This window comes from Peribacillus suis, assembly GCF_059384845.1.
Map to the genome: position 1 here is coordinate 630,895 of NZ_CM182019.1, position 22,000 is coordinate 652,894.

Genomic DNA, 22,000 nt, shown 5'->3' on the forward strand with positions numbered 1-22,000 from the left:
AAGAAAAATCGCACTCCATTAATAGTTTTTTAGATGCATTTTCCTATCGTTTTAGAAAAAAATTATCTTGCACTGTTACTTTTGGTATACGGGTGACGAATAAAACTTTAGAAAATTAATAGATTTATAAGGCAAAGGATTTATTAAAGTGATAGATTTAACTTTGGATATAATTTATCGAATAATCTAATCAAGATAATTTCGTAGTGTGAAATTCTTTCGATGAAATAGAGCACTTTTATTTTATAATTTTGTGTTAAGAAAGTTGTTTGATGATGATTAGTCGTGAATTATGAAAAATTGAAAGAAGGTTTTATATTTGAAAAGAAATATTTGGGTAAAAGTTATTTTCATGCTGATGTTAGCGTTATCGGTATCATTAGGCAGTACAGCTCAAGCGGAAAACACAGATTCATTAGTTGAGGAGATTGTGGCTCCTCAAAGCATTACACTAAACAAATCAACAGTATCAATCAAGTTAAATAAAACGGCTCAGTTAACAGCGACTGTAAAACCTGCTGCTGCTACTGATCAAAATATAAACTGGACGAGTGCAAACCCTAAAATTGCAGTAGTAGATGTAAATGGAAAAATTAAACCGGTTAATGCAGGTACTACAACTATTACTGCTACTGCAAATGGCAATCCATCTATTAAGAAAAGTATTACAGTAACTGTAATAAAAGTGCCAACAAGTTTGAAGTTGAGCAAAGCATCTTTAAATATCACAAAGAAACAAACAGTAAAAGTAACGGCGACCGTTGCTCCATCGGATGCTACAAATAAAACAGTTGTATGGAAAAGCTCCAACACTAAGGTGGCAAAAGTAGATTCAAAAGGTAATATCAAAGGAATCGCGAACGGTTCTGCTACCATTACGGCGACCGCAAAAGATAATAGTGACGTTGTGAAACAAGTAAAGGTGAAGGTCTCTACAAAAACTATAAAAGTAAATAAAACAAGCTTAACTGTAACAGCAGGTAAAGCAGGACAGCTTACCGCAACTGTTTCCCCATCCGATAGTATGGATAAAACAGTGAAATGGACAACCTCGAATAAAAAAATCGCAACGGTTAGCAGCAAAGGGAAGGTTACGGGCAAAGCGAAAGGAACCGCAACCATTACAGCAAATGTTAAAGATGCTAAAGCGGTTAAGGTGAAAGTAATGGTTAAATCACCAATTGTGGCAAAGTCTGTAAAGGTAAATAAGACTTCAGCTACCATCGTTCAAGGAAAGACATTAACCTTATCTGCAACAGTGAGCCCAAGTAATGCGGTAAATAAAACAGTGAAATGGTCGACTTCCAATAAAAAAATCGCGACTGTCAGTAGCAAAGGGATAGTTAAAGCCGTTGGTGTAGGGACAGCAAAAATTACCGCTACCACTACAAATGGCAAAACGACATCGGCAACGATCAAAGTGAAAGCAAAACCCTACGTGAAAAACTTAAGTGCCGGTACTTGGAAAGCAGGCAAGGATATTAAAGCAGGGCGATACAAGATCACGACAAATTCAGGAAGTGGAAACTTAGTTATTGGTATGGGCACAGATCGCTTTATAAATGAGGTCTTAACTAGTGAATATGATGATTTTGGAGTAAGAGTAGTTACAACGGATATAAAAGCTGGAGATAAAATTAAAATAAGTGGTTTGGACAGTGTAAAGTTTACACGTGTATCGAACGTTAAATCCAATACACTACATGCGGGATATTGGACAGTAGGTAAGGATATAAATGCCGGAAAATATAAAATGGTTACATCAGACGGAACAGGGAATTTAATCATTAAAAGAGGTAATAGCCTACTTGTAAACGAAATTCTCACAAGTGAATCTGATGGTTTTGGAGTTAAAAGTGTAACCAATACACTTAAATCTGGAGATCGTATTTATATTTCTGGTTTGAAAAAGGTTGTTTTTAAGAAAAAATAAATAAAATTGAACGAGATTTTCTAAGAAATAATCCAGTTGTTGATTGCAACTGGATTATTTTATACATGTATATCACTTTCAAACCTGTCAAAGAAACGAAGTAAATAATAATGAAAAGAGCATTCCCAATAGCCAAATTAGACTTTTGGGAATGCTCTTTAACATGCTATAAAACTTTTTTCACTTCTTGGTATTCTTCCTCTGAAAAAACCCGCGAGCGTGTGATGAAATGTTGGTCTTCCACGCTATCAAGTGAGAAATCCGGGCCTCGTCCTTCAGTTGCATCGATGATCAGTTGCGTGTGCTTCCAATAATCGTATTGGCTTTTATGCATGTAGAAGGGTACATCGCCAATCGCACCGAGATGGATGTCTGCATCCCCCAGTTGAAAATCTCCTTCTCTATAGCACATCGGAGAAGATCCATCACAACAGCCGCCGGATTGATAAAACATGATAGAGCCATGTATTTTTTTAATAGAGTCTATTAATGTAAGTGCTTCGTTCGTTGCAATAACACGTTCTACCATGTTTGATCGTATCCTTTCGATTTAGAAGAATCCTTGAGCGTCTTTAGCGTAGCTTACTAATAGACATTTTGTTTGTTGATAGTGATCAAGCATCATTAGGTGATTTTCACGGCCGATACCTGATAATTTGTATCCACCGAATGCTGCGCCAGCAGGATATTGGTGGTATGTGTTTGTCCAAACACGACCAGCTTCGATACCACGACCAGCACGGTAAGCGATATCTCCACTACGAGACCATACTCCAGCTCCTAAGCCGTAAAGAGTATCGTTTGCGATTTCCATTGCTTCATCGAAGTCTTTGAAAGTAGTAACAGCAAGTACTGGTCCAAAGATTTCTTCTTGGAAGATACGCATTTTATTGTTTCCTTTGAAAACAGTCGGTTTGATGTAGTTACCAGTTTCAAGTTCTCCATCAAATTTGTTTTCTTCTCCACCGATAAGTAATTCAGCGCCTTCTTCTTGTCCAAGCTTGATGTAAGAAAGGATTTTTTCTTTTTGTTGATTAGAAGCTTGAGCACCCATCATTACCTCAGTATCAAGTGGGTTACCAACTTTAATTTGTTTAACGCGTTCTAGTGCACGTTCCATGAATTTGTCATAGATTGATTCTTGGATAAGAGCACGTGAAGGACATGTACAGATTTCGCCTGAGTTCAATGCGAACATAACCATGCCTTCGATTGCTTTATCTAGGTAAGCATCGTCTTTATCCATTACATCTTCAAAGAATACGTTAGGTGATTTACCACCAAGTTCAAGTGTTACAGGGATGATGTTTTCAGTTGCATATTGCATGATTTGGCGACCAACTGCAGTTGAACCAGTGAAAGCAATTTTAGCAATACGTGGGTTTGTAGCAAGTGGTTTACCAACTTCGATACCGAAACCATTAACGATGTTAAGAACACCAGCAGGGATGATATCTTGAATTAATTCAACCAACACCATGATAGAAGCTGGAGTTTGTTCAGCTGGTTTCATGACGATACAGTTACCTGCAGCTAGAGCTGGAGCGATTTTCCAAACAGCCATTAGAATTGGGAAATTCCAAGGGATGATTTGTCCAACAACACCAAGTGGCTCTTGGAAGTGGTATGCTACTGTATCATTATCTATTTGAGTTGTGCGGCCTTCTTGAGAACGAATGGCACTTGCAAAGTAACGGAAGTGATCGATTGCCAATGGAATATCGGCATTCAATGTTTCACGTACTGCTTTACCGTTGTCCCAAGTTTCAGCAACAGCGATCATTTCTAAGTTTTCTTCTAAACGGTCAGCGATTTTGTTTAAAATGCGAGCGCGTTCAGCAGGAGTAGTTTTTCCCCAAGCAGCTTTTGCAGCATGTGCAGCATCTAATGCCAATTCGATATCTTCAACAGTAGAACGAGCAGCTTTTGTGAATACTTTACCAGTTACTGGTGATTTATTTTCGAAATATTGGCCTTTAACGGGTGCAACCCATTCTCCACCAATAAAGTTATCGTATTTTTCTTTGAATTGTACGACAGAACCTTCTGTATTAGGATTAGCATAAATCATAGTTGTATTTCTCCCCTTTAATTGGTTTAGAAAACTAACCCTGATGAACACGATTGTTTGAACAATGATAGAGGAATCATCCAGGTCTGCTTTCTATCTCTATAATCGTCTTTTTTCGACAAAAACACAAGCAATAAGAACTAGAAAAATAGATTACTAATAGCATTTTTGTAAAAATGTGGATAATTTTGAAAGGGAATCACCCTAATTATTCCATAATTTTCTCGATATTTCCTGTTCTTAGAAACGCTAAAAAAAGAAAGTTATTTCGGAATATTTCCTATTATTCTTTTAAATGATAGTGGCCGATCAATTCTCCCGAAGGGGCTGTCCATTGACGATTAAATCAGAGCCATCTAACTAGGAAAGCAAGGGGATTTCGGAAATAGTATCAGGAGCGTTAGTGATTTCATTGAATAACAAATCGATTGAGTAGTAACCAACCGTCCTTTCCCTTAGCATTTCTTATCTGGAAGAAACCATACGACAATAAGAAAACTTGAATGTAATCGAACTACCCATAAAGAATAACCAGTAAGTATCATGTGAATTTCTGCTTAATTAAAGGAAACAAAAAATACTTATACTGGATCAATACTTTTCTTATATAATGTTAAAGTGATTTGAAATGATTTTTTTACTTGAAGAATTATGATCGATCATACATATATAGGAGGGATACGGTATGAAGAAATTTGGGTTTATCTTTTTAATGGTAATGATGGCGATGCTTGCAGCCTGCTCATCTGATGATGATAATGCATCAAAAAAAGATGAAGAGGGGGCATTGAAGGTCGATAAAGGCCTCCTAAATGTAGAAGTGACATTGCCTGCTTCATTCTTTGAAGGTGAGGACATCGATAGCGTCATTGTTGAAGCCAAAAAAGATGGTGTAAGTAAAGTGACGAAAAACGAGGACGGATCATTAACGTATAAAATGCCGAAGTCTAAGCATAAGGAAATGATGAAAGACTTAGAAAAGAATGCGGAAGAGACAATGGAAGAGATGAAGAATGGCAAAGATTATCCATCCATTAAAGAGATCTCTCATAACAAGGCGTTTTCAAAGTTTACTTTAGAAGTGGATAAAGAAACATATGAGAATGGTTTCGACGGTTTTGCCGCCATGGGACTAGGGATAACTGGCATGTACTATCAAGTTTTTAATGGAGCAAGCCCGGATGAGTATAAAGTTACGATATCAGTTAAAGATGCGGCGACTCAAAAAGTCTTTGACGAAGTCGTCTACCCGGATGATTTAGAGGGTGAGGAAGAAGCCAAGTAACTTCCTGCGTGTTAAAAAGTATGATATGAAGATAAGAGGCATGAGAGTACAGGAGAAATCCATACATCTCATGCCTTTTTACATATACAGAAGTTAATATCGGTATATTTTTCCATATAAATATTAAAGGATGATGCGGTTTTTGACGAAATAAAGAAAAGGTCAAAGCGGGAGGGATTATAGGTGATAGGGTGGTTCATATGCTTATTTGCACTAGTGTTTATTTCTGGATTTCTTGTGGACAAAGCCAAATTTGAAAAAAGCACGTACAAAAAAGAAACTGATTTTTCGTACTGGAAAGTAAGGAGCGATAAAGGGTTATATGGGGAATATCTAACGGTAAATGAAATCGATAAATTGAAGGGTTATCATAAAGTTTTGGTCAATGTGTATTTGCCTAAAGTAAGGGGTGAAGGCACAACTGAAGTGGATATCGTCCTTCTTCACGAATCGGGAATCTATTCGATTGAGTCGAAGAATTACAGTGGATGGATATTTGGAAATGAGGAGAATAAAAACTGGACGCAAACATTCCCTAACGGAAAAAAGCAGGCGTTTTATAATCCAATCAAGCAAAATCGAAGTCATATCAATGCGCTAAAAAAGCAATTGAATGAGTTGGATGAGGGGGCTTTTAAATCGATCATCGTATTTAGTGAGCGCTGTGAATTAAAGAAAATCGTACTGACTTCCCCTGATCACAAGGTCATCAAAAGGAAACGTTTAAGAAATGCCATACATAATGAAGGAAGACAGGTTTTATCAGGAAGTGAGATTCTCTTGATATACAAGGTACTTAAAAGATATGCCAATGCATCATCTGATGTGAAGGTCGGCCATATAGAACGGCTTAAGAAAATTCAAAGGTAGATAGAATGAATCTTTTCATCATTCACGTTCCTTATAACAAAAAGAACTGTCCATGTCATGATGGGCAGTTCTTTTTGCATCATTCATAATTTCTTTCAATTACGAAATGGGAACGGTCTCCCCTGAAGTAGGTTTTGGAGTATTCGATGACGCTCTGGTCGGCCTCGTACGTATGGGTTTCAAGCGAGAAACAGGGAGATCCATTGGGAATTTCCAGTTTTTCTGCAATGGACTCGTCGGCGAGGGCCAGTTCCAGATGTTCGATGGTCTTCAGGACTTTGAGATTAAACTGGTTTTTAAGCAGTCGGAAAAGGGATGTTTCACAGGCCTTCATATCAAGACCGGGTGTTTTATGCCACGGTAGGTAGGCGACTTCGTATTGAAGGGGGACGGAATCTACATAACGCACCCGAACGAGTTTATTGATGGGATCACCAATATCAAGGTCAAATCGTTTGGCAAGGGATGCGTTTGCTTCAATGACCGTTAAACCCAAGACCTTGGTGGAGGGGTTTTTGCCCTGCATCATGACCTGATCGGAAAAGTTTTCAACCGTGCTGGTAAGTGTTTGGCGTACTTTATTTTCTGAAACGAAGGTTCCCTTACCTTGGATCCGGTACACATACCCTTCCACGGTAAGTTGTTGGAGGGCTGTTCGGACGGTCGTCCTGCTCACTTCGAATGATTTACAGAATTCTGCTTCGGTCGGTAATTTAGTGTTTGGCTGATAATCCCCATTCTTTATCATTTGAACGATGGATTCCTTTACGGCAGAATGAAGGGCTGTCACTTTATTCGTGGTTTTCAACATGCTTCCTCCTAGACATTTTTCGCTACTTCTAGAGTATATCTTGTTACAACAAGAATCAACTATAAAGTTATTTGTAGTAACAAATTTAAAATTTGTATTGAAATTAGATATAAATGACTATACAATGGAATATATAGGTAATGACCAATGTTCCACTCAAAAAGGAGGAGATACATTCGTAAAAGGTGAACATTAGAAAAGGAAACACCTATTTACATCAAAAATACAGAATATTTAGAAATGAAAAGGGGAGAAATCTATGAATATCTTATTATGTTGTTCTGCGGGAATGTCTACGAGTTTACTAGTGACGAAAATGGAGAAAAGTGCGAAGGAACAAGGCATAGATTGCCGCATATGGGCAGTGTCTTCTACTGAGGTGGACAGAGAAATGGATAAGGCAGATGTCGTTTTACTAGGGCCACAGGTTAGGTTCCTGCTTTCTAAGATGAAGCAAGCAGGCACAGCAAAAGGCATTCCAGTCGATACAATCAATCCGATGTTCTATGGTTTGTGCAACGGGGAAGAAGTGCTCAAACAAGCTGTTACTTTGATAAAAGGAGAATAAGGATATGATGACTTTCATTGATAAGTACATTATGCCGGCTGCAGTCAAGTTGGGGAATAACCGACATCTGTTGGCCATTCGTGACACGTTGATTGGAATGATAGCGATTACAATTATCGGATCGTTCGCGGTTTTATTGAATAATCTAGGGCAAATCATCAAGCCATACGGAAGAATGATGGAAGCCATTTTCGGTCCTACCTGGACGACGCTTGGCAATGACATTTCATTCGGTACCTTTGCATTCATGACCATTTTTGCCGTTTTCGGCATATCTTATAAACTTGCTAAATCTTATGGAGACGATGGATTCGAGGCGATGCTCATTTCGGCGGCCTGTTTCTTCTTATTGCTTCCACAGATGGGATTGGTCTCGCTGACGGTTGATAACAAAGTCGTATCAGGCGAGGCAGCTGGCTTCATCAGTACCAATTACTTTAATGCAACCGCTCTCTTTACGGGAATTGCCGTTTCCCTTATTGCGACGGAGATTTTTGTAAGGCTTTCCAAACTCAAATTCTTGGTGATCAACATGCCGGAGGGTGTACCTCCTGCAGTAGGGCGCTCGTTTGCCAAATTGATTCCAGGCATGGCAACCATTTTCATCATCGGGGTGTTCGGATTGCTTTTCCGTATCGCAACGAATGGCCAAATCGTGAATGACTGGTTAAGTAAAGTGATCGTATCTCCGATGCAAGGGGCCGTGGATTCACTGCCATTTGCCATCCTTCTTGTCTTTTTCGTCCATATTTTATGGATGGTGGGATTGCACGGACCGAACATCCTTGGTGGAATCACGACACCGCTTTTTGAAAGTTCAGGCGTAAAGAATATTGATCTGTATGCAAAAGGCATTACAGATATGGACCAATACGGCGTCTTGGCCGGCTCATTTCTTGATGCTTTTGTTTATCTAGGCGGATCGGGCGGAACGATGGGCTTGATCATTGCGATGATCATAGCCGGTAGAAGGCGGTATAAACAGATGATTGGGCTTGGTGGGGCCCCGGGACTTTTCCAGATCAACGAACCGATTCTTTTCGGGCTTCCCATCGTATTGAATCCAATCTGGTTGGTTCCATTCGTTCTAGGACCTATCATTACTACAGTCATTTCGTACTTAGCGGTGAGCAGCGGTCTGGTCTTCCCGATTGTAGCCAAAATTCCATGGGTGACCCCGCCGATTGTCGGAGGATTCCTGGCGACAGGTGGCCATGTTTCGGGGGCTGTCCTGGCAGGAATCAATCTCGTCATTTCAACCGTAATCTACTTGCCATTCGTGTATGCCCAGGTGAAAATCGATTCGAAAAATAAAACGGAGCTTACAAAGGATTCGGAATCAGAATCAGTAAGTCTTTAAGAAAGAAGTGGGGAACATGGAAAAAGAAGAATTATATCAGTTATCCTTCCAACTTGTTTTACACAGTGGAAATGCACGGAGCTTTGCGATGGAAGCCTTGCAAGAAGCCAAGAAAAAAGATTTCGAAGCAGCCAGGCAGAAGATAGCGGAGGCGGAGACGGAATTATTGCAGGCGCATAAATTTCAGACCCAATTGATTCATGCGGAAGCGGGTGGCGAGAAATTAGACATCCCGATTATCCTGATACACGCACAGGATCATTTGATGACGGCGATGACTTTGAAGGATTTGGCGGTTGAAATGATTGAGATGAGAGAAGAGTTTCTTGGAGCCAACAAGATCAAGGAGGGGACAGCGGAATGAGTAAGGGGTTGAAAATCGTTACGATAGGTGGAGGTTCAAGTTATACGCCGGAACTGATTGAAGGATTTATTAAATATTACAAGGAGCTTCCTGTAAGTGAAATCTGGCTCGTGGATATAGAAGCTGGCAAGGAAAAGCTTGAAATCGTCGGCGGGCTGGCAAGACGGATGGTGGAAAAAGCGGGAGTGCCGATCGATATTCACTTAACGCTTGACCGAAAAAAAGCTCTAGAGGGTGCCGACTATGTCACGACCCAATTACGGGTCGGGCAGTTGGCTGCCAGGGCACTTGATGAGAAAATTCCGCTGAAGCATGGAGTCATCGGTCAGGAAACGAATGGACCAGGCGGGTTGTTCAAAGCATTTCGGACGATTCCTGTCATTCTTGACATCGCCCGGGAGATGGAAGAGATTTGCCCGAATGCCTGGTTGATCAATTTCACAAACCCTGCCGGCATGGTCACGGAAGCGGTTCTGCGTCATAGCAACATCACTAAAATCGTCGGTCTATGCAATGTGCCAATCGGGATGGAACGTGGTGTCGCCGAGTTGATGAAGGTGGAACCGGACCGGGTGCGAATTGATTTCGCCGGATTGAACCATATGGTATACGGGTTGGATGTATTCGTGGATGGAAAGAGCGTGAAAGAGGAAATTATCGATATGATTTCAGACCCGGATAAAGCGGTGACGATGAAGAATATCCATGCGATGGGATGGGAGCCAGAATTCCTTCGTGCATTGAATTTATTTCCTTGCCCATATCACAATTATTACTACAAAACGGGAGATATCCTGGCTCAAGAGCTGAAGGATGCAGAAAATGGGGAAACAAGGGCTGAGGTCGTACAAAAGCTGGAAACAGAACTATTTGAACTATATAAAGACGTCGATCTAGACATCAAGCCACCACAGCTTGAAGAACGGGGCGGCGCTTACTACAGTGATGCCGCGGTTCGGTTGATCCATTCCATGTATACGGATAAACGTGATATACAGGCGGTCAATACGATGAATTATGGTGCGATTGAAGGCATCCCGTACGATTCAGCCGTTGAAGTGAGCTGTGTGATTACGAAGGATGGTCCAAAACCGATTACGGTAGGTGAATTACCGGTAGCCGTTCGCGGACTCGTCCAGCAAATTAAGTCCTTTGAAAGGGTGGCTATCGAGGCTGCCGTAACAGGCAACTATGATACGGCCCTGCTTGCGATGACCATCAACCCACTAGTTCCAAGTGACCGGGTGGGGAAATTGATTCTGGATGAAATGCTCTTGGCGCATAAGGAATTTTTGCCGCAGTTCTTCGAGAATAAGGAATTACAAGGAAGTTTTCATGATTGAAGTGCTGGTCAATGCTGATGATTTCGGGTTTTCGCGGGCTGTGAATTACGGCATATTGAATAGCCACAAAAATGGAATAGTCAATTCGGCGACCATGATGATGAATGCAAAAGCGACCGATCATGCCATCAGAATTGCCAAAGATCATCGCACGCTTAAGGTGGGCATCCATCTTGTCCTGACATGGGGACGGCCGCTGCTACATGATGTGCCTAGCCTTGTAGACAGAGAGGGAAACTTCAAAAAGCAAGATGAGGTATATGGGAACCCGGGTAGTATTTCCTTGGAAGAGTTGGAGAGGGAATGGTCTGCCCAGATTGATAAATTCATCGATTTGGGGATGATGCCGACCCACTTTGACAGTCATCATCATGTCCATGCGATCCCGGCCTTTTGGCCGGTCGTGAAAAAGCTTTCCGCCCATTATGGGCTACCAGTCCGAAAAGCGGGACCCCATTTTCAGGACATTGAAACAGTGACCGATACATTCCTTGACGATTTTTATGGGGAAAAGGCGGCCGTCGATTACTTTCAAACCCTTAACGAGCGGATTAGTGAGGGCAAAAGCGTGGAGGTAATGACCCACCCAGCCTACCTGGATGATGATTTGCTCCAGCATTCCTCCTACAATCAAGAAAGGCTCAAGGAAACGGCCATCTTGATGAAAGCCACATTGCCGGAAGGATTCATTCTCCGGTAATGATCGGTTCAGGAAGGCCCATTAAGACAAAAAAAGCAATCGGATCTCAGTTTTCACTGAGGTCCGATTGCTTTTTTTTATACTTCTTTAACCACTACGGATTTAACTTCGCCAACTACCAGCTTCTTGAATGCGAGGCTGACAACCATCATCACGATAAAGTTCACAGCCAAGGCGATGATTCCGACATTCAGATCCTTCGCCGCTTGTGGCAAGGATGGGAACAGCGTGCCGATTGTCGATTGGCTGATGGTGATGTAGGTGACGATGGCCAATCCACAGATGATACCCGCTATTGCCCCATATTTATTGATAAAGTTCTTCTTTTTCAGGCTGAATAACAGGGACGGGAATAGTTGTGTAATGAAGCTATATCCCATCAAGATCAAAGCAGACATCGTTTCTCCGCCATTTAAGGTGAAGTAAACGGATATGAGTGCAATCACGGGAACGAGTAACTTGGCCAAACGTACCACATGCCGGTCTGATGCTCCAGGATGGAGTTCCTTATAGACATTTTTCGCAAGGAGCGTAGAGACGCTCATCAACAGCATCGATCCTGGTACTAATGCCGTCAACATGCCAGCCGCACCGATGACTCCTATAAACCATGGATCAAAGGTCTGTATCGCAAGGCGCAATAAGGAAAGGTCGGCATCGGCGCCTTCCAGTCCAGGCACTTTCAAAATCGCTGCAAATCCTACAAAAAAGACAAATAGTAACATGAGCGTATACAGTGGACTGATGATGGCATTTTTACGAAATGTTTTTCCGCTCCGGGCCGTATAGACGGCACTGAATACTTGGGGCCACATGTAAAAACCAAATACGAGCAAGATGACGGTCGAGATGAACCACGAAACGCTAAGACCTTGTTCGGGCAGCGTCAGGAAACCTGGTTTGGCGGCATTTATGGTCTCAAACATCGGTTGAAGACCTCCAAAGTAATGAATCGGAAGATAAATGCCCAGGAATGCGATGATGACGATCATCATGATGTCCTTGATGACGGCGGTCCAGGCTGATCCGTGAATGCCGGAAATCATGACATAAATGGTCAGGCTGATAGCTCCAAGCCACACAGCGGTGGACATGGAAATGGCGCCATATGATGCTTCGGAAACAATGATCCCTAAGCCTTTGAGCTGTACGACGACGACCGGAATCATCGATACCACGCCGACAAGGGCAGCAAGAATCCCTAGAGTTGGGCTCTTGTACTTGCTTACGAAGAAATCGGATTGTGACATAAGCCGATTTTCTTTTGCGTATTTCCAAATGGCCGGAAGTAGCCAATAGGATAATACATAAGACAAGGTAATATAAATGAGGACGTATAAAGCGGGCGCACCCTTTCCATAAGCCCAGCCGCTTCCTCCAAGGAAGGAGAAGGTTGTGTAAATTTCCCCTGCCATCAATAGAAAGACGAATATGGCACCAAAACCGCGGCCGCCCACCGTCCATTGTTCCAGGTTCATGTCTTTTCCTTTTGTCGAACGGATCCCAAGAAAAATCGATAAAAGTAAAAATGCTAAAATAATGATAAGAGCAATATTCATTCTTCTTCACCTTCTCGGTTCCTAGGATCCAACTTATACATGACGGCTAGAGTGACGGAAGTGAGCACGACCCACATCGCCATCCAAAACATATAAAAAGGCATCCCCAATACATAAGGTTCTACTTTATTAACAAAAGGAAGAAACCCTAATATGCCGATAAAAGGAACGAGTGTAAGAATATATAATACTTTCATGAAGCAACCCCTCCATTCTAAATATGTTTCACAGATTATGATGTTTTTCTAAAAAAATGTTTCCGTAATACCTAGTACCTTACACTAATTCGATAAAAAAATTAATAGTGTGGCAGAAAAAAATATTCGTCACGCTTCATTTTACTCTCTCATTTAATCACAGGAAAATGGGATAGGAAGGTAGACTTCCGTATCCCAAAATTCCTCGTTCATTTTTTTCGATAGTTATATATGACAACTAAAAGAATGAACCAAAGCGGTGTCAGCAATAATGACGGCCTGGTCGCCTCAGCAAACAGCATGACGATCAAGATGAAGATAAACAGCCCTAAGATTACATAGTTGATGAAAGGTGTTAAGGGAGCCCTGAAAGTGGACGTAGCCCTTAAGTCCGGACGTTTTTTCGTATACCGGATATGGGAAATCAAGATGATGCTCCAGACCCATAGGAAGCAGATTGCACTAATCGTTGTCACGATGGTGAAAGCTTGCTCCGGTATGATTTTACTTAATAATGCCCCAATGGAGACAACGATGGTAGACGTAACCAATGCATTGCTCGGAACAGCACGTTTATTTAATTTCTTAAGTTTTGCAGGTGCTTCGTTATTGTTGCTCAAGGTATAAAGCATGCGGCTTGTTGAAAACAATCCACTGTTTCCGGCAGAAGCGGCTGATGTCAACACGACGAAATTGATAATCCCTGCAGCAACCGGAATCCCGATCAAGGCGAAGACCTCCACGAATGGGCTGCTCGCGGCATCGAGCTGTGTCCATGGATTGACGCAAAGGATGACGGTGATGGCACCGATATAGAAAAGCAATATCCGGACAGGGATCTTATTGATCGCTGACGGGATGTTTTTTTTCGGATTGGCGGTTTCGGCCGCTGTCACTCCAATGATTTCGACACCAACAAAGGAGAAGACGACTAGCTGTAGGGAAAGCAAAAAGCCGGATGCGCCGTTCGGGAACATGCCCCCATGACTCCAAAGGTTGTTGAGGGAAACGGTTCCTGTATCGGTTTGGAAGCCAATGATGAGTAAGACAATTCCCACAACGATCAAGGCGACGATCGTGATGACTTTAATGAGGGAGAACCAGAACTCCAATTCTCCGAATAGCTTCACGGTCAACAAATTCAATCCTAGTAGAATCACCAAGCAGGCAAGTGCAGGGATCCATTGCGGAATGTCGAACCAATATTGCATATAGACCCCGACAGCGATGATATCGGCCATGGCCGTCATGATCCAACAGAACCAGTAGGTCCAGCCAGTCACGAAACCAGCCCACGGTCCGATGTATTCCGTGGCGAATTCGGTGAATGAGGAATATCCCGCGTTGGACAACAGCAATTCCCCTAAAGCCCTCATGACGAAAAACAAGGCAATCCCGATAATCAGATACGAAAAGATAATGGAGGGTCCCGCCAACTGTATGGCTTTTCCGGATCCCAAAAATAACCCGGTCCCGATGGTTCCTCCTATGGCGATGAGTTGTACATGTCGATTTTTCAAATCCCTTTTCAATTCTTGTTTAGCCAATTTGTGCGCCCCCGTTGTTATAATTCTTGAATGTGAAGTACATGGTCCGTTGATTCCAATCGATCACCAGGGCAATGAATCTGTCCAGTTTAGTAGCGATTTCACTTCGTTTTTTTAGTGATGATTGAAAAAAGACAATAAAAAAAGAGATTGGAAGCTACCAATCTCGAAAGGTTAAAGAATAACAAATATTCGTTACTCTTCTGTCCTTTTGCCTGAGATTGTGAATCCTTCGGCGCTGCACGTGTGTACAGTCTCTCCAGAAGCTGCTCCTGCTATAGTGTGATCCATAGCATTCATCGCTTGCTTAGTATGTGGTTGTCAATAAATGATCGCTGTGAAAGATGAAATTCTTTTTGGCAACTCATTTATTCTTTTAAAATAATAATGGAATTCTATCACTATTTTGATTTTGGGTCAAAGGGATATATTGTAAATGTGGTGGGGGGTGAATCTATATGACCAGTTTGATGCCCAAAAACGATGCGAACCCCGAATCAGTTTGATAAGAACATTTTTTCATAGTCCCTTTTAAGAATGGCCATGATAATCTCGTCCGAATATTTTCCATTAACATATAAAGACTCCCGTAAAATCCCCTCTTTGACAAAGCCGACTTTCTCATAGGCTCTAATTCCCCGTAAGTTATGGCTGAATACTTCCAGCTGCAGGCGATTTAAAGCCAATTCTTCAAAAACAAAGGCTAAAACAAGCTTGATCGCTTCTGTACCATACCCTTTGCCGGTTAATTCAATGGAATTCATTGAAATTCTAAATCCTGCCTTTTTGTCCTCTTTATCGATATCAGAGATGGATAATTCCCCGATCATTTGGTCACTTTCGTTTAAGCAAATGGCTAGATCATGGCGGGATGGATCTTCATGTATATTCTTTATATGAAGTTGAAGCTGTTCTAAGGTGAATGTAGATCTTGTCCCTGTCATATACCGTATTTCCTCATCCTTTGTATTCTCTAAAAGGATAGGTGCATCCGATTCTTTTAAATAACGGAGATAGATTCTTTCTCCTATTAATTTCACTTTATTTCCTCCTCCGTCGATACTTACCATCAATCGTACATAGGTTTCCTTCACCCGTATAGGGAAAGAACAAGTACCAATCATGTTATCCCATCCATTGCTTTGGGTTAAAAAGTGTTTTTCCTAAAAGTACATTTGTGTTTTTGGGGAATATTTATTATTATAAGATAAGGAAATGCTTTTGTGGGTAAAATACTTAGGAAGCATCGTAAATCTACTAAATTATTTATCTCGTCATTTTATGCTTGTACATCTGGGGGAGTTATCATGTCAAATAAAGAATTAACAAGAGGGCTGGAGGCACGTCATATTCAGATGATTGCCTTGGGCGGTACGATCGGTGTTGGGTTGTTCATGGGATCTGCCAGCACGATTAAGTGGACCGGACCCTCTGTGATGCTGGCGTATGCCATCGCGGGCCTTTTTATCTTTTTTATTATGCGTTCGATGGGGGAAATGCTGTACCTGGAGCCTACTACGGGCTCATTCGCAACGTTTGCGAGTGATTATATCCATCCATTGGCAGGATTTGTAACTGCTTGGAGCAACTGGTTCCTATGGGTGTTGGTCGGCATGTCTGAAATCATTGCCGTAGGATTATATATGAACTTTTGGTTCCCTGAACTGCCAGCTTGGATTCCGGGAGTGGTGGCCATGGTCATCCTTGGCGCCGCTAACCTCATTTCCGTCAAATCCTTCGGTGAATTCGAATTCTGGTTTGCACTGATCAAGATCGTTACCATCATCTTGATGATCATTGCCGGTCTAGGTCTTATCTTTTTCGGGATAGGGAATGGTGGGGAGGCAATCGGCCTTTCCAATCTATGGGCTAACGGCGGTTTCTTTACGGGGGGATGGAAAGGTTTCTTCTTTGCCCTTTCTCTTGTTGTGGCATCTTATCAAGGCGTTGAACTTATCGGGATCACTGCTGGTGAAGCAAAGGATCCGAAGAGTACCATTACTAAAGCAATCCAAACGATCATTTGGCGTATATTAATCTTCTATATCGGCGCGATTTTTGTCATCGTCACGGTATTTCCTTGGAATCAATTAGATGAACTTGGAAGCCCGTTTGTATCGACCTTTGCAAAAATAGGCATTACCGCAGCCGCGGGCATCATCAACTTTGTCGTGATCACGGCGGCGATGTCAGGATGCAATAGTGGGATTTTCAGTGCAGGGCGCATGCTTTATACCCTTGCCTTGAACGGGCAAGCGCCAAAGATCTTTGCAAAAATATCGAAAAGCGGAGTGCCGGCCTATTGTACAATCGCTGTCATGTTGGGCTTGGCCATTGGTGTTGTCCTGAACTACCTGGCTCCACCGGAAATATTCCTGTATGTGTACAGTGCAAGTGTGCTGCCCGGGATGATTCCATGGTTCGTGATTCTTATTAGTGAGCTTAGGTTCAGGAAGGTACGAGCTGAGGAAATGAAAAACCATCCATTCAAAATGCCTTTTGCCCCGTATACCAACTATGCAACGATTGCCTTCTTACTATTGGTATTGGTCGGCATGTGGTTTAACCCGAGTACGCGACTCTCCTCGATTGTGGGCATCATTTTCCTAGCAATCGTTGTAGCCTGTTACTACCTACTGAAAATGGATAAGCGGGTTCCCTTAGACGTGAAGGCGAAAGAGGATGTATCTGCGTAATCTAGAGTGTCGGAAAAAGTTATGCTTCGTGCATAGCTTTTTTTGTTTGACCGATATAGTGAGGGAGTTGACCGATAAAAGCGGCCATTTGACCGATAAACCTTCCAACTTGACCGATAAAATGAGAAATTGACTGATATATGTAATTTATTGTAATGTTGGACGCTTGAATATAAGATGAAGAGAAGAAATATACATACAAAGAAGGTGATTCGATTGAGAAAAGTGGAGAGGATTTTTAGCATTAATTCTCTGGTTAAGGAATTATGGGAAAGTCAGCCGGATATGAGATTCCTTCAATTGTTGGATTGGATAGAATCGGAGTACTCGAAACAGAATGGGGGCTTTGGGCAAGGAAATTTGTTCAAACGGGATTCTTATCAAGCCGAGGAGCCTTTTTCTTATATCGATTTGTTTTATCTTGAGGACGAGCTGTTAGAGCAGTTTTTACTGCAGTTGGTAAAGGATACTGAGACTAGGCTTAGGCTTGAGAAGGTTCAGGCTGAAAAAGGGAGTAAACATTGGATTCAGCAATTCGTAAATAACAGGCAAGGGGAATTGAACCATCTTATTTTGATGAGTTCGCCTTCCTTGCTGACTTTCCTTGATAAAGAGCGGTCCATCCAGTGGAAGTCCCCATTGCGGGAAACGGGTTACCAAGAATACAGAAATGAATTTTTGGAGCTTGAAAGTGTGAGGCGGGGCAGACGAATCGAGCTGGAGAAATATTGGCCAAGGATGGGTCCGCAATGGGATGGATATGCCACGGTGGCAGGGAAAGATGGTCAAAAAGGGTTTTTGCTAGTGGAAGCGAAGGCCCATTTGAAAGAAATGGCTTCATCGATACGGGCAAAGGATCTGGACAGTAGATTCCTGATAGAGAGTACCATGAAGGAAACAATGGAGGCCATGGGTTCCCGGGCCCCTATGGAAGTCTGGCTGAACCGTTATTATCAGTTGGCGAATCGTTTGGCTTTTTTATATATATTGAATGAGAAAATGGGGATTCCAACGTGGCTGGTCCTTGTGAATTTTCTTAAAGATGATACCCATATACCTACCGGTTCTGTGGAATGGGTAGAACATTACCAAGAAGTTTTTAGCGAAATGGACATTACATCCGAATCGAATCCATTATTTGATAAGATCGTCACGGTCTATCCAAGTTGTAATTGATATGTGGAAAACTTAGGGAGAGCTTAATCCTCGGCTCTCTCTTTTAATTGGTACTTATTGACAATGGTAAAAATATGAATTATACTTTTAATTAACCAGTGGTCAACAAGGAGGATATCATGTCACCAAGAAAATCCGTTACACAGGAATTAACACGGGAAATGATAATGGACGCAGCACGGAATCTCTTTGTGGCGAAAGGGTATCAGCATGTTTCCATGAGGCAGATTGCGAAAGAACTAGGGTACAGCCATGGCGCTCTTTACTATCATTTCAAGAATAAAGCGGAGTTGTTTTACGCGTTAGTGGAAGAACATTTCGCCATGCTCGATCAAAAACTGGATGATGTGATGCACCAAGCCATCCCAAATGGGGAAAAGCTAGAGAACATTCTTTTGGGCTTCATTGAATTCGGGCTGACCCATCAAAGCCATTATGAAATCATGTTTTTGATCAAGGACGAAGAAGTACAGAACTTCATCAATCAAGGGCCACACAAAACCTATGAAAAATTCGCCCAGATTATTTTCACTTTATGTGAGAACAAAGTTTCCATCCAGCATATTTACAGCATCTTTTTATCCTTGCATGGTTTTGTCACGCATTATTGCCGTCATGTCACGACGTATGAGGAAGTAAAGAATCTAGCTGTGTTGCACGTGAAATTTTTAACAAAATCAATTAGCTGATTTTTTTTACCACGTATTGACCAGTGGTTAAATAAAAGGGAGGGCGTCCATTATGAAAAAAGCATTGGTAGTAGGAGCTTCAGGAGGAATGGGGTATTCAATCGTCAAGGAATTATCAAACAGGGGGATCTCGGTGACGGCCTTTGCACGCACCCGCAGTAAGCTGGAAAAACTTTTCGGAAATGATTCGAATGTGACGATCCATACGGGAGATCTATTTCAAGTGGAGGATTTAGAAAGAGCAGCCCAAGGTGTTGACGTCATATTCCAATCAGCGAACATTCCCTATTCAGAATGGGATGAGAAGTTAGTGGTCATGATGTCCAATATTATGGAAGTGGCAAAAAAGAATGAAGCGAAACTTGCCTTTGTCGACAATATTTATGCCTATGGACGCAGTTCAGGGAAAAGCGTGACTGAAATGAAGGTTAAACATCCCCACACGAAAAAAGGAAGCATCCGCCTGAATGTCGAAAACCTGATTAAGGAATCAAACATTCCTGCAATCATTGTTCACTTTCCTGATTTCTATGGTCCCAATGCGGAAAGTTCTTTACTGCATTATACGCTTAATAATGTCATTAAAAATAAGAAGGCCAGTTATGTGGGCGACCAAAGCATTGCCAGGGAATTCATATACACCCCGGACGGAGCAAAAGCCATCGTTGAATTGTCCCTTAACGAAGAAGCGTACGGTCAGAACTGGAATATACCCGGTCATGATGTGATTACTGGAAAAGAACTAATCAAGATCATTCGCGACATAACGGATTATCAAAAAGGAGTATCCACCATTTCAAAGAAGATGATTCAATTCTTGGGGATCTTCAACTCCCAGATGCGTGAAGCGGTCGAGATGTATTATTTGAATGAAGAACCGGTTGTGTTGAACGGGGAAAAATACGAAAAGCTGATTGGACCGGTGCCTCGGACTTCTTATCGTGAAGGGGTGATCGAGACGGTGGAGTATATGAAAAGCCATGCATGAAAAAAACACGGCGTAAGAACGCCGTGTCGGTAATCCCTATAATCAACCTTTCCCAGCTTCGAATCCAGGGTATTTGGTCATGCCGCCATCCGCATATAGTGTCAAGCCGGTGACGTAGCTGGATTCCTCGGATGCGAGCCAAACCGCACATGCAGCGATTTGTTCCGGTTTTCCGATATAGCCCATCGGAATCAGGTCGATGACTTCTTGTGTCGCCTTTGGATCATTGAATTTCTCGGCGTTAATCGGTGTATCGATCGCTCCAGGGGAAATGTTATTCACGCGGATTCCTTTTGGCGCATATTCAAGGGCAAGTGTTTCGGTCATCATTTTGACGCCACCTTTACTTGCTGCATAGTGAACAAAATGTGGCCATGGAATTCTGTCATGAACCGAAGACATATTGATGATGTTTCCTTTAATATCATGTTCTAACATATAACTGATTGCATCCCGACTTGCTAAAAACATGCCGGTAAGGTTGACGTCGATGACCTTTTGCCAATCTTCTAGCGTCAGTTTTTCGCTTGGCACTTCATTTTCAATGCCGGCATTGTTGACCATGATGTCGATGGTACCGAATGTATCCACTGCAAACTGAATTAATTTCTTCACATCTTCTTCTTTTGTAACATCGCCTTGAATGGCTGCGGCCTTCCCGCCTGAAGCTTCAATCGTTTGAATGATTTCTTTATAGTCGTTCTCTTCCGAATGATAATTTAAGACAACTCGTGCTTTTTCCTTTCCGAAGCGTTCCGCCATTGCTTTACCTAATCCTGTTGCGGCCCCTGTGATTACGACTACCTTGTTCTCTAAATCTGTATACATACTATATCCTCTCCCTTATTTATTCTTTTGTGAATCCAATCATGACGCCACCGGCGATGACTAAGATACAACCGATGATGACATAGGTCATTTGTTTCTTTGATTTTTTCTCTCCTAATAGGAAGATGCCGCCTAAAGTGGAAATGACGATACCCATTTGCGAGAATGAAAAGGCAATGGCAACGCCCACTTTTGGATTAGCGAGAAGGAGACCGATATTCCCGGTCGCCCACATGATCCCAGTTAAGATGTTGCGTCCGGCATATTTGTTGAATGGTTTATGTTTAATGGATAGAAGGAAAGCTGCAATAAACATTCCGATCGCTTGTGGCAAGATAGTCGACCACCCGTCAATGTCAAACCATCTGACGACGATGACATAGGTGACAAAACCAAGAGTGGAGACGATCAAGTAAAGGATTCCTTTTTTCATGCTGCCTTCATTTTTCCCTTTACTACCTTCATAGCTTGTCAGCAATACACCCGCAATCAAGAAAATGATAGCAATCACGCCAAGGATGATCGTCGAAGTGGTGTTCCACTCCTTAAAGACGATAACCGCAAAAAATGTATTTCCTAGTATTTGCAATCCGGTTGAAATGGGAACGGTTTTGGAAACGCCCATTTCCTTGACACTGTTGAACTGAAAAAGTTGACCGAACGCCCAGCCAATCCCTGAAATGATTCCGACAATCCAGATGAGGCTCGTCCATTCGGGGGGATTGATGACCGACATCACGATGGCAAACAATAAAGAGCCGATGGTGATACCGAGTGTTTGGTTATATGAGTTGCCCCCGAGTTTTTCGGAAACAAGTACCAAGCTTCCCCACGTTAATGCGGGGATAAGTGCATAGAGAAAACCTTCCACAAAATCCATCTCCTAAGTTACAAACATTTGTATTAATGAAAAGTACTGGTTATTTAGTTAGCTAATAATAAATTTCCCTTGTTTTCTAAAATGAAAACATTTTTTTAATATATTAATTTAGATATATGATTCGTTTCTCCCGAA

Annotated in this window: 21 protein-coding genes and 1 riboswitch; of the genes, 12 read left to right on the forward strand and 9 right to left on the reverse strand. The window is 42.0% G+C overall.

Annotated elements, in window-relative coordinates:
• The first annotated feature begins 319 nt into the window (after positions 1-319).
• A complete protein-coding gene (locus tag AC503W_RS03050) occupies positions 320-1,933 on the forward strand; it encodes an Ig-like domain-containing protein (RefSeq protein WP_494916002.1) in 1,614 nt (537 codons plus the stop codon).
• Positions 1,934-2,099: 166 nt separating this feature from the next.
• Here AC503W_RS03050 and AC503W_RS03055 read toward each other — a convergent pair whose 3' ends face one another.
• Both AC503W_RS03055 and exaC read right to left on the reverse strand, forming a co-directional pair.
• Complete coding sequence (locus AC503W_RS03055; protein WP_402871643.1) at positions 2,100-2,462, reverse strand: DUF779 domain-containing protein; 363 nt, start codon at positions 2,460-2,462, stop codon at positions 2,100-2,102.
• Positions 2,463-2,483: 21 nt separating this feature from the next.
• Positions 2,484-4,004: an acetaldehyde dehydrogenase ExaC gene (gene exaC / locus AC503W_RS03060; RefSeq protein ID WP_402871640.1), complete on the reverse strand. Its 1,521-nt coding sequence runs from the start codon at positions 4,002-4,004 to the stop codon at positions 2,484-2,486.
• Between the two features lie 685 nt (positions 4,005-4,689).
• Here exaC and AC503W_RS03065 point away from each other — a divergent pair.
• Both AC503W_RS03065 and AC503W_RS03070 read left to right on the forward strand, forming a co-directional pair.
• On the forward strand, positions 4,690-5,289 hold the full coding sequence (locus AC503W_RS03065; RefSeq protein WP_494916004.1) for a hypothetical protein: 600 nt from the start codon (positions 4,690-4,692) through the stop codon (positions 5,287-5,289).
• Between the two features lie 183 nt (positions 5,290-5,472).
• Positions 5,473-6,159, forward strand: coding sequence for a nuclease-related domain-containing protein (locus AC503W_RS03070; RefSeq protein ID WP_494916006.1), 687 nt, complete (start codon positions 5,473-5,475; stop codon positions 6,157-6,159).
• 79 nt (positions 6,160-6,238) lie between these two features.
• Here AC503W_RS03070 and AC503W_RS03075 read toward each other — a convergent pair whose 3' ends face one another.
• Entirely contained in the window at positions 6,239-6,970 is a 732-nt protein-coding gene (locus tag AC503W_RS03075; RefSeq protein WP_494916007.1) for a GntR family transcriptional regulator, read from the reverse strand.
• 259 nt (positions 6,971-7,229) lie between these two features.
• On the opposite strand from AC503W_RS03075, the gene AC503W_RS03080 reads away from it, so the two are divergent.
• The 5 genes from AC503W_RS03080 to chbG are packed head-to-tail and all read left to right on the forward strand — an operon-like array spanning position 7,230 to position 11,305.
• Complete coding sequence (locus AC503W_RS03080) at positions 7,230-7,538, forward strand: PTS sugar transporter subunit IIB (protein WP_402871625.1); 309 nt, start codon at positions 7,230-7,232, stop codon at positions 7,536-7,538.
• Positions 7,539-7,542: 4 nt separating this feature from the next.
• Positions 7,543-8,898: a PTS sugar transporter subunit IIC gene (locus tag AC503W_RS03085; protein WP_402871622.1), complete on the forward strand. Its 1,356-nt coding sequence runs from the start codon at positions 7,543-7,545 to the stop codon at positions 8,896-8,898.
• A gap of 16 nt (positions 8,899-8,914) precedes the next feature.
• A complete protein-coding gene (locus tag AC503W_RS03090; protein WP_402871619.1) occupies positions 8,915-9,262 on the forward strand; it encodes a PTS sugar transporter subunit IIA in 348 nt (115 codons plus the stop codon).
• The gene (locus AC503W_RS03095; protein WP_402871616.1) at positions 9,259-10,605 is read left to right on the forward strand and encodes a 6-phospho-beta-glucosidase; all 1,347 of its coding nucleotides are present in this window, start codon (positions 9,259-9,261) and stop codon (positions 10,603-10,605) included. The genes AC503W_RS03090 and AC503W_RS03095 overlap by 4 nt, the downstream gene beginning before the upstream one ends.
• The gene (chbG, locus tag AC503W_RS03100) at positions 10,598-11,305 is read left to right on the forward strand and encodes a chitin disaccharide deacetylase (RefSeq protein WP_402871614.1); all 708 of its coding nucleotides are present in this window, start codon (positions 10,598-10,600) and stop codon (positions 11,303-11,305) included. Before AC503W_RS03095 ends, chbG begins: the two co-directional genes overlap by 8 nt.
• Positions 11,306-11,382: 77 nt before the next feature.
• Here the strand turns inward: chbG and AC503W_RS03105 are convergent, their stop codons facing one another.
• The 4 genes from AC503W_RS03105 to AC503W_RS03120 all read right to left on the reverse strand — a co-directional run bounded on the left by AC503W_RS03105 (position 11,383) and on the right by AC503W_RS03120 (position 15,648).
• A complete protein-coding gene (locus AC503W_RS03105; protein WP_402959032.1) occupies positions 11,383-12,864 on the reverse strand; it encodes a sodium:solute symporter family protein in 1,482 nt (493 codons plus the stop codon).
• Positions 12,861-13,061 (reverse strand): DUF3311 domain-containing protein, encoded by a 201-nt coding sequence (locus AC503W_RS03110; protein ID WP_402871609.1) that lies wholly within the window; start codon positions 13,059-13,061, stop codon positions 12,861-12,863. Before AC503W_RS03110 ends, AC503W_RS03105 begins: the two co-directional genes overlap by 4 nt.
• A gap of 209 nt (positions 13,062-13,270) precedes the next feature.
• Complete coding sequence (locus AC503W_RS03115; protein WP_402959034.1) at positions 13,271-14,608, reverse strand: amino acid permease; 1,338 nt, start codon at positions 14,606-14,608, stop codon at positions 13,271-13,273.
• Positions 14,609-14,801: 193 nt separating this feature from the next.
• Positions 14,802-14,881, reverse strand: a riboswitch (glycine riboswitch).
• Between the two features lie 224 nt (positions 14,882-15,105).
• Positions 15,106-15,648, reverse strand: a complete 543-nt coding sequence (locus AC503W_RS03120) for a GNAT family N-acetyltransferase (protein ID WP_494916010.1) — start codon at positions 15,646-15,648, stop codon at positions 15,106-15,108.
• A 267-nt stretch (positions 15,649-15,915) separates the two neighbouring features.
• Between AC503W_RS03120 and AC503W_RS03125 the strand changes: the two genes are divergently transcribed.
• The 4 genes from AC503W_RS03125 (at position 15,916) to AC503W_RS03140 (ending at position 20,157) form a co-directional block, all read left to right on the forward strand.
• Positions 15,916-17,304, forward strand: a complete 1,389-nt coding sequence (locus tag AC503W_RS03125) for an amino acid permease (RefSeq protein WP_494916012.1) — start codon at positions 15,916-15,918, stop codon at positions 17,302-17,304.
• Positions 17,305-17,520: 216 nt separating this feature from the next.
• Positions 17,521-18,480: a hypothetical protein gene (locus AC503W_RS03130; protein WP_402959042.1), complete on the forward strand. Its 960-nt coding sequence runs from the start codon at positions 17,521-17,523 to the stop codon at positions 18,478-18,480.
• A 119-nt stretch (positions 18,481-18,599) separates the two neighbouring features.
• The gene (locus tag AC503W_RS03135; RefSeq protein ID WP_402959044.1) at positions 18,600-19,169 is read left to right on the forward strand and encodes a TetR/AcrR family transcriptional regulator; all 570 of its coding nucleotides are present in this window, start codon (positions 18,600-18,602) and stop codon (positions 19,167-19,169) included.
• A gap of 52 nt (positions 19,170-19,221) precedes the next feature.
• On the forward strand, positions 19,222-20,157 hold the full coding sequence (locus tag AC503W_RS03140; protein WP_402959046.1) for an SDR family NAD(P)-dependent oxidoreductase: 936 nt from the start codon (positions 19,222-19,224) through the stop codon (positions 20,155-20,157).
• A 42-nt stretch (positions 20,158-20,199) separates the two neighbouring features.
• Here AC503W_RS03140 and AC503W_RS03145 read toward each other — a convergent pair whose 3' ends face one another.
• Both AC503W_RS03145 and AC503W_RS03150 read right to left on the reverse strand, forming a co-directional pair.
• On the reverse strand, positions 20,200-20,985 hold the full coding sequence (locus tag AC503W_RS03145; RefSeq protein WP_402871574.1) for a glucose-1-dehydrogenase: 786 nt from the start codon (positions 20,983-20,985) through the stop codon (positions 20,200-20,202).
• Between the two features lie 19 nt (positions 20,986-21,004).
• Entirely contained in the window at positions 21,005-21,856 is an 852-nt protein-coding gene (locus AC503W_RS03150; protein ID WP_402959048.1) for a GRP family sugar transporter, read from the reverse strand.
• Between the last annotated feature and the right edge of the window lie 144 nt (positions 21,857-22,000).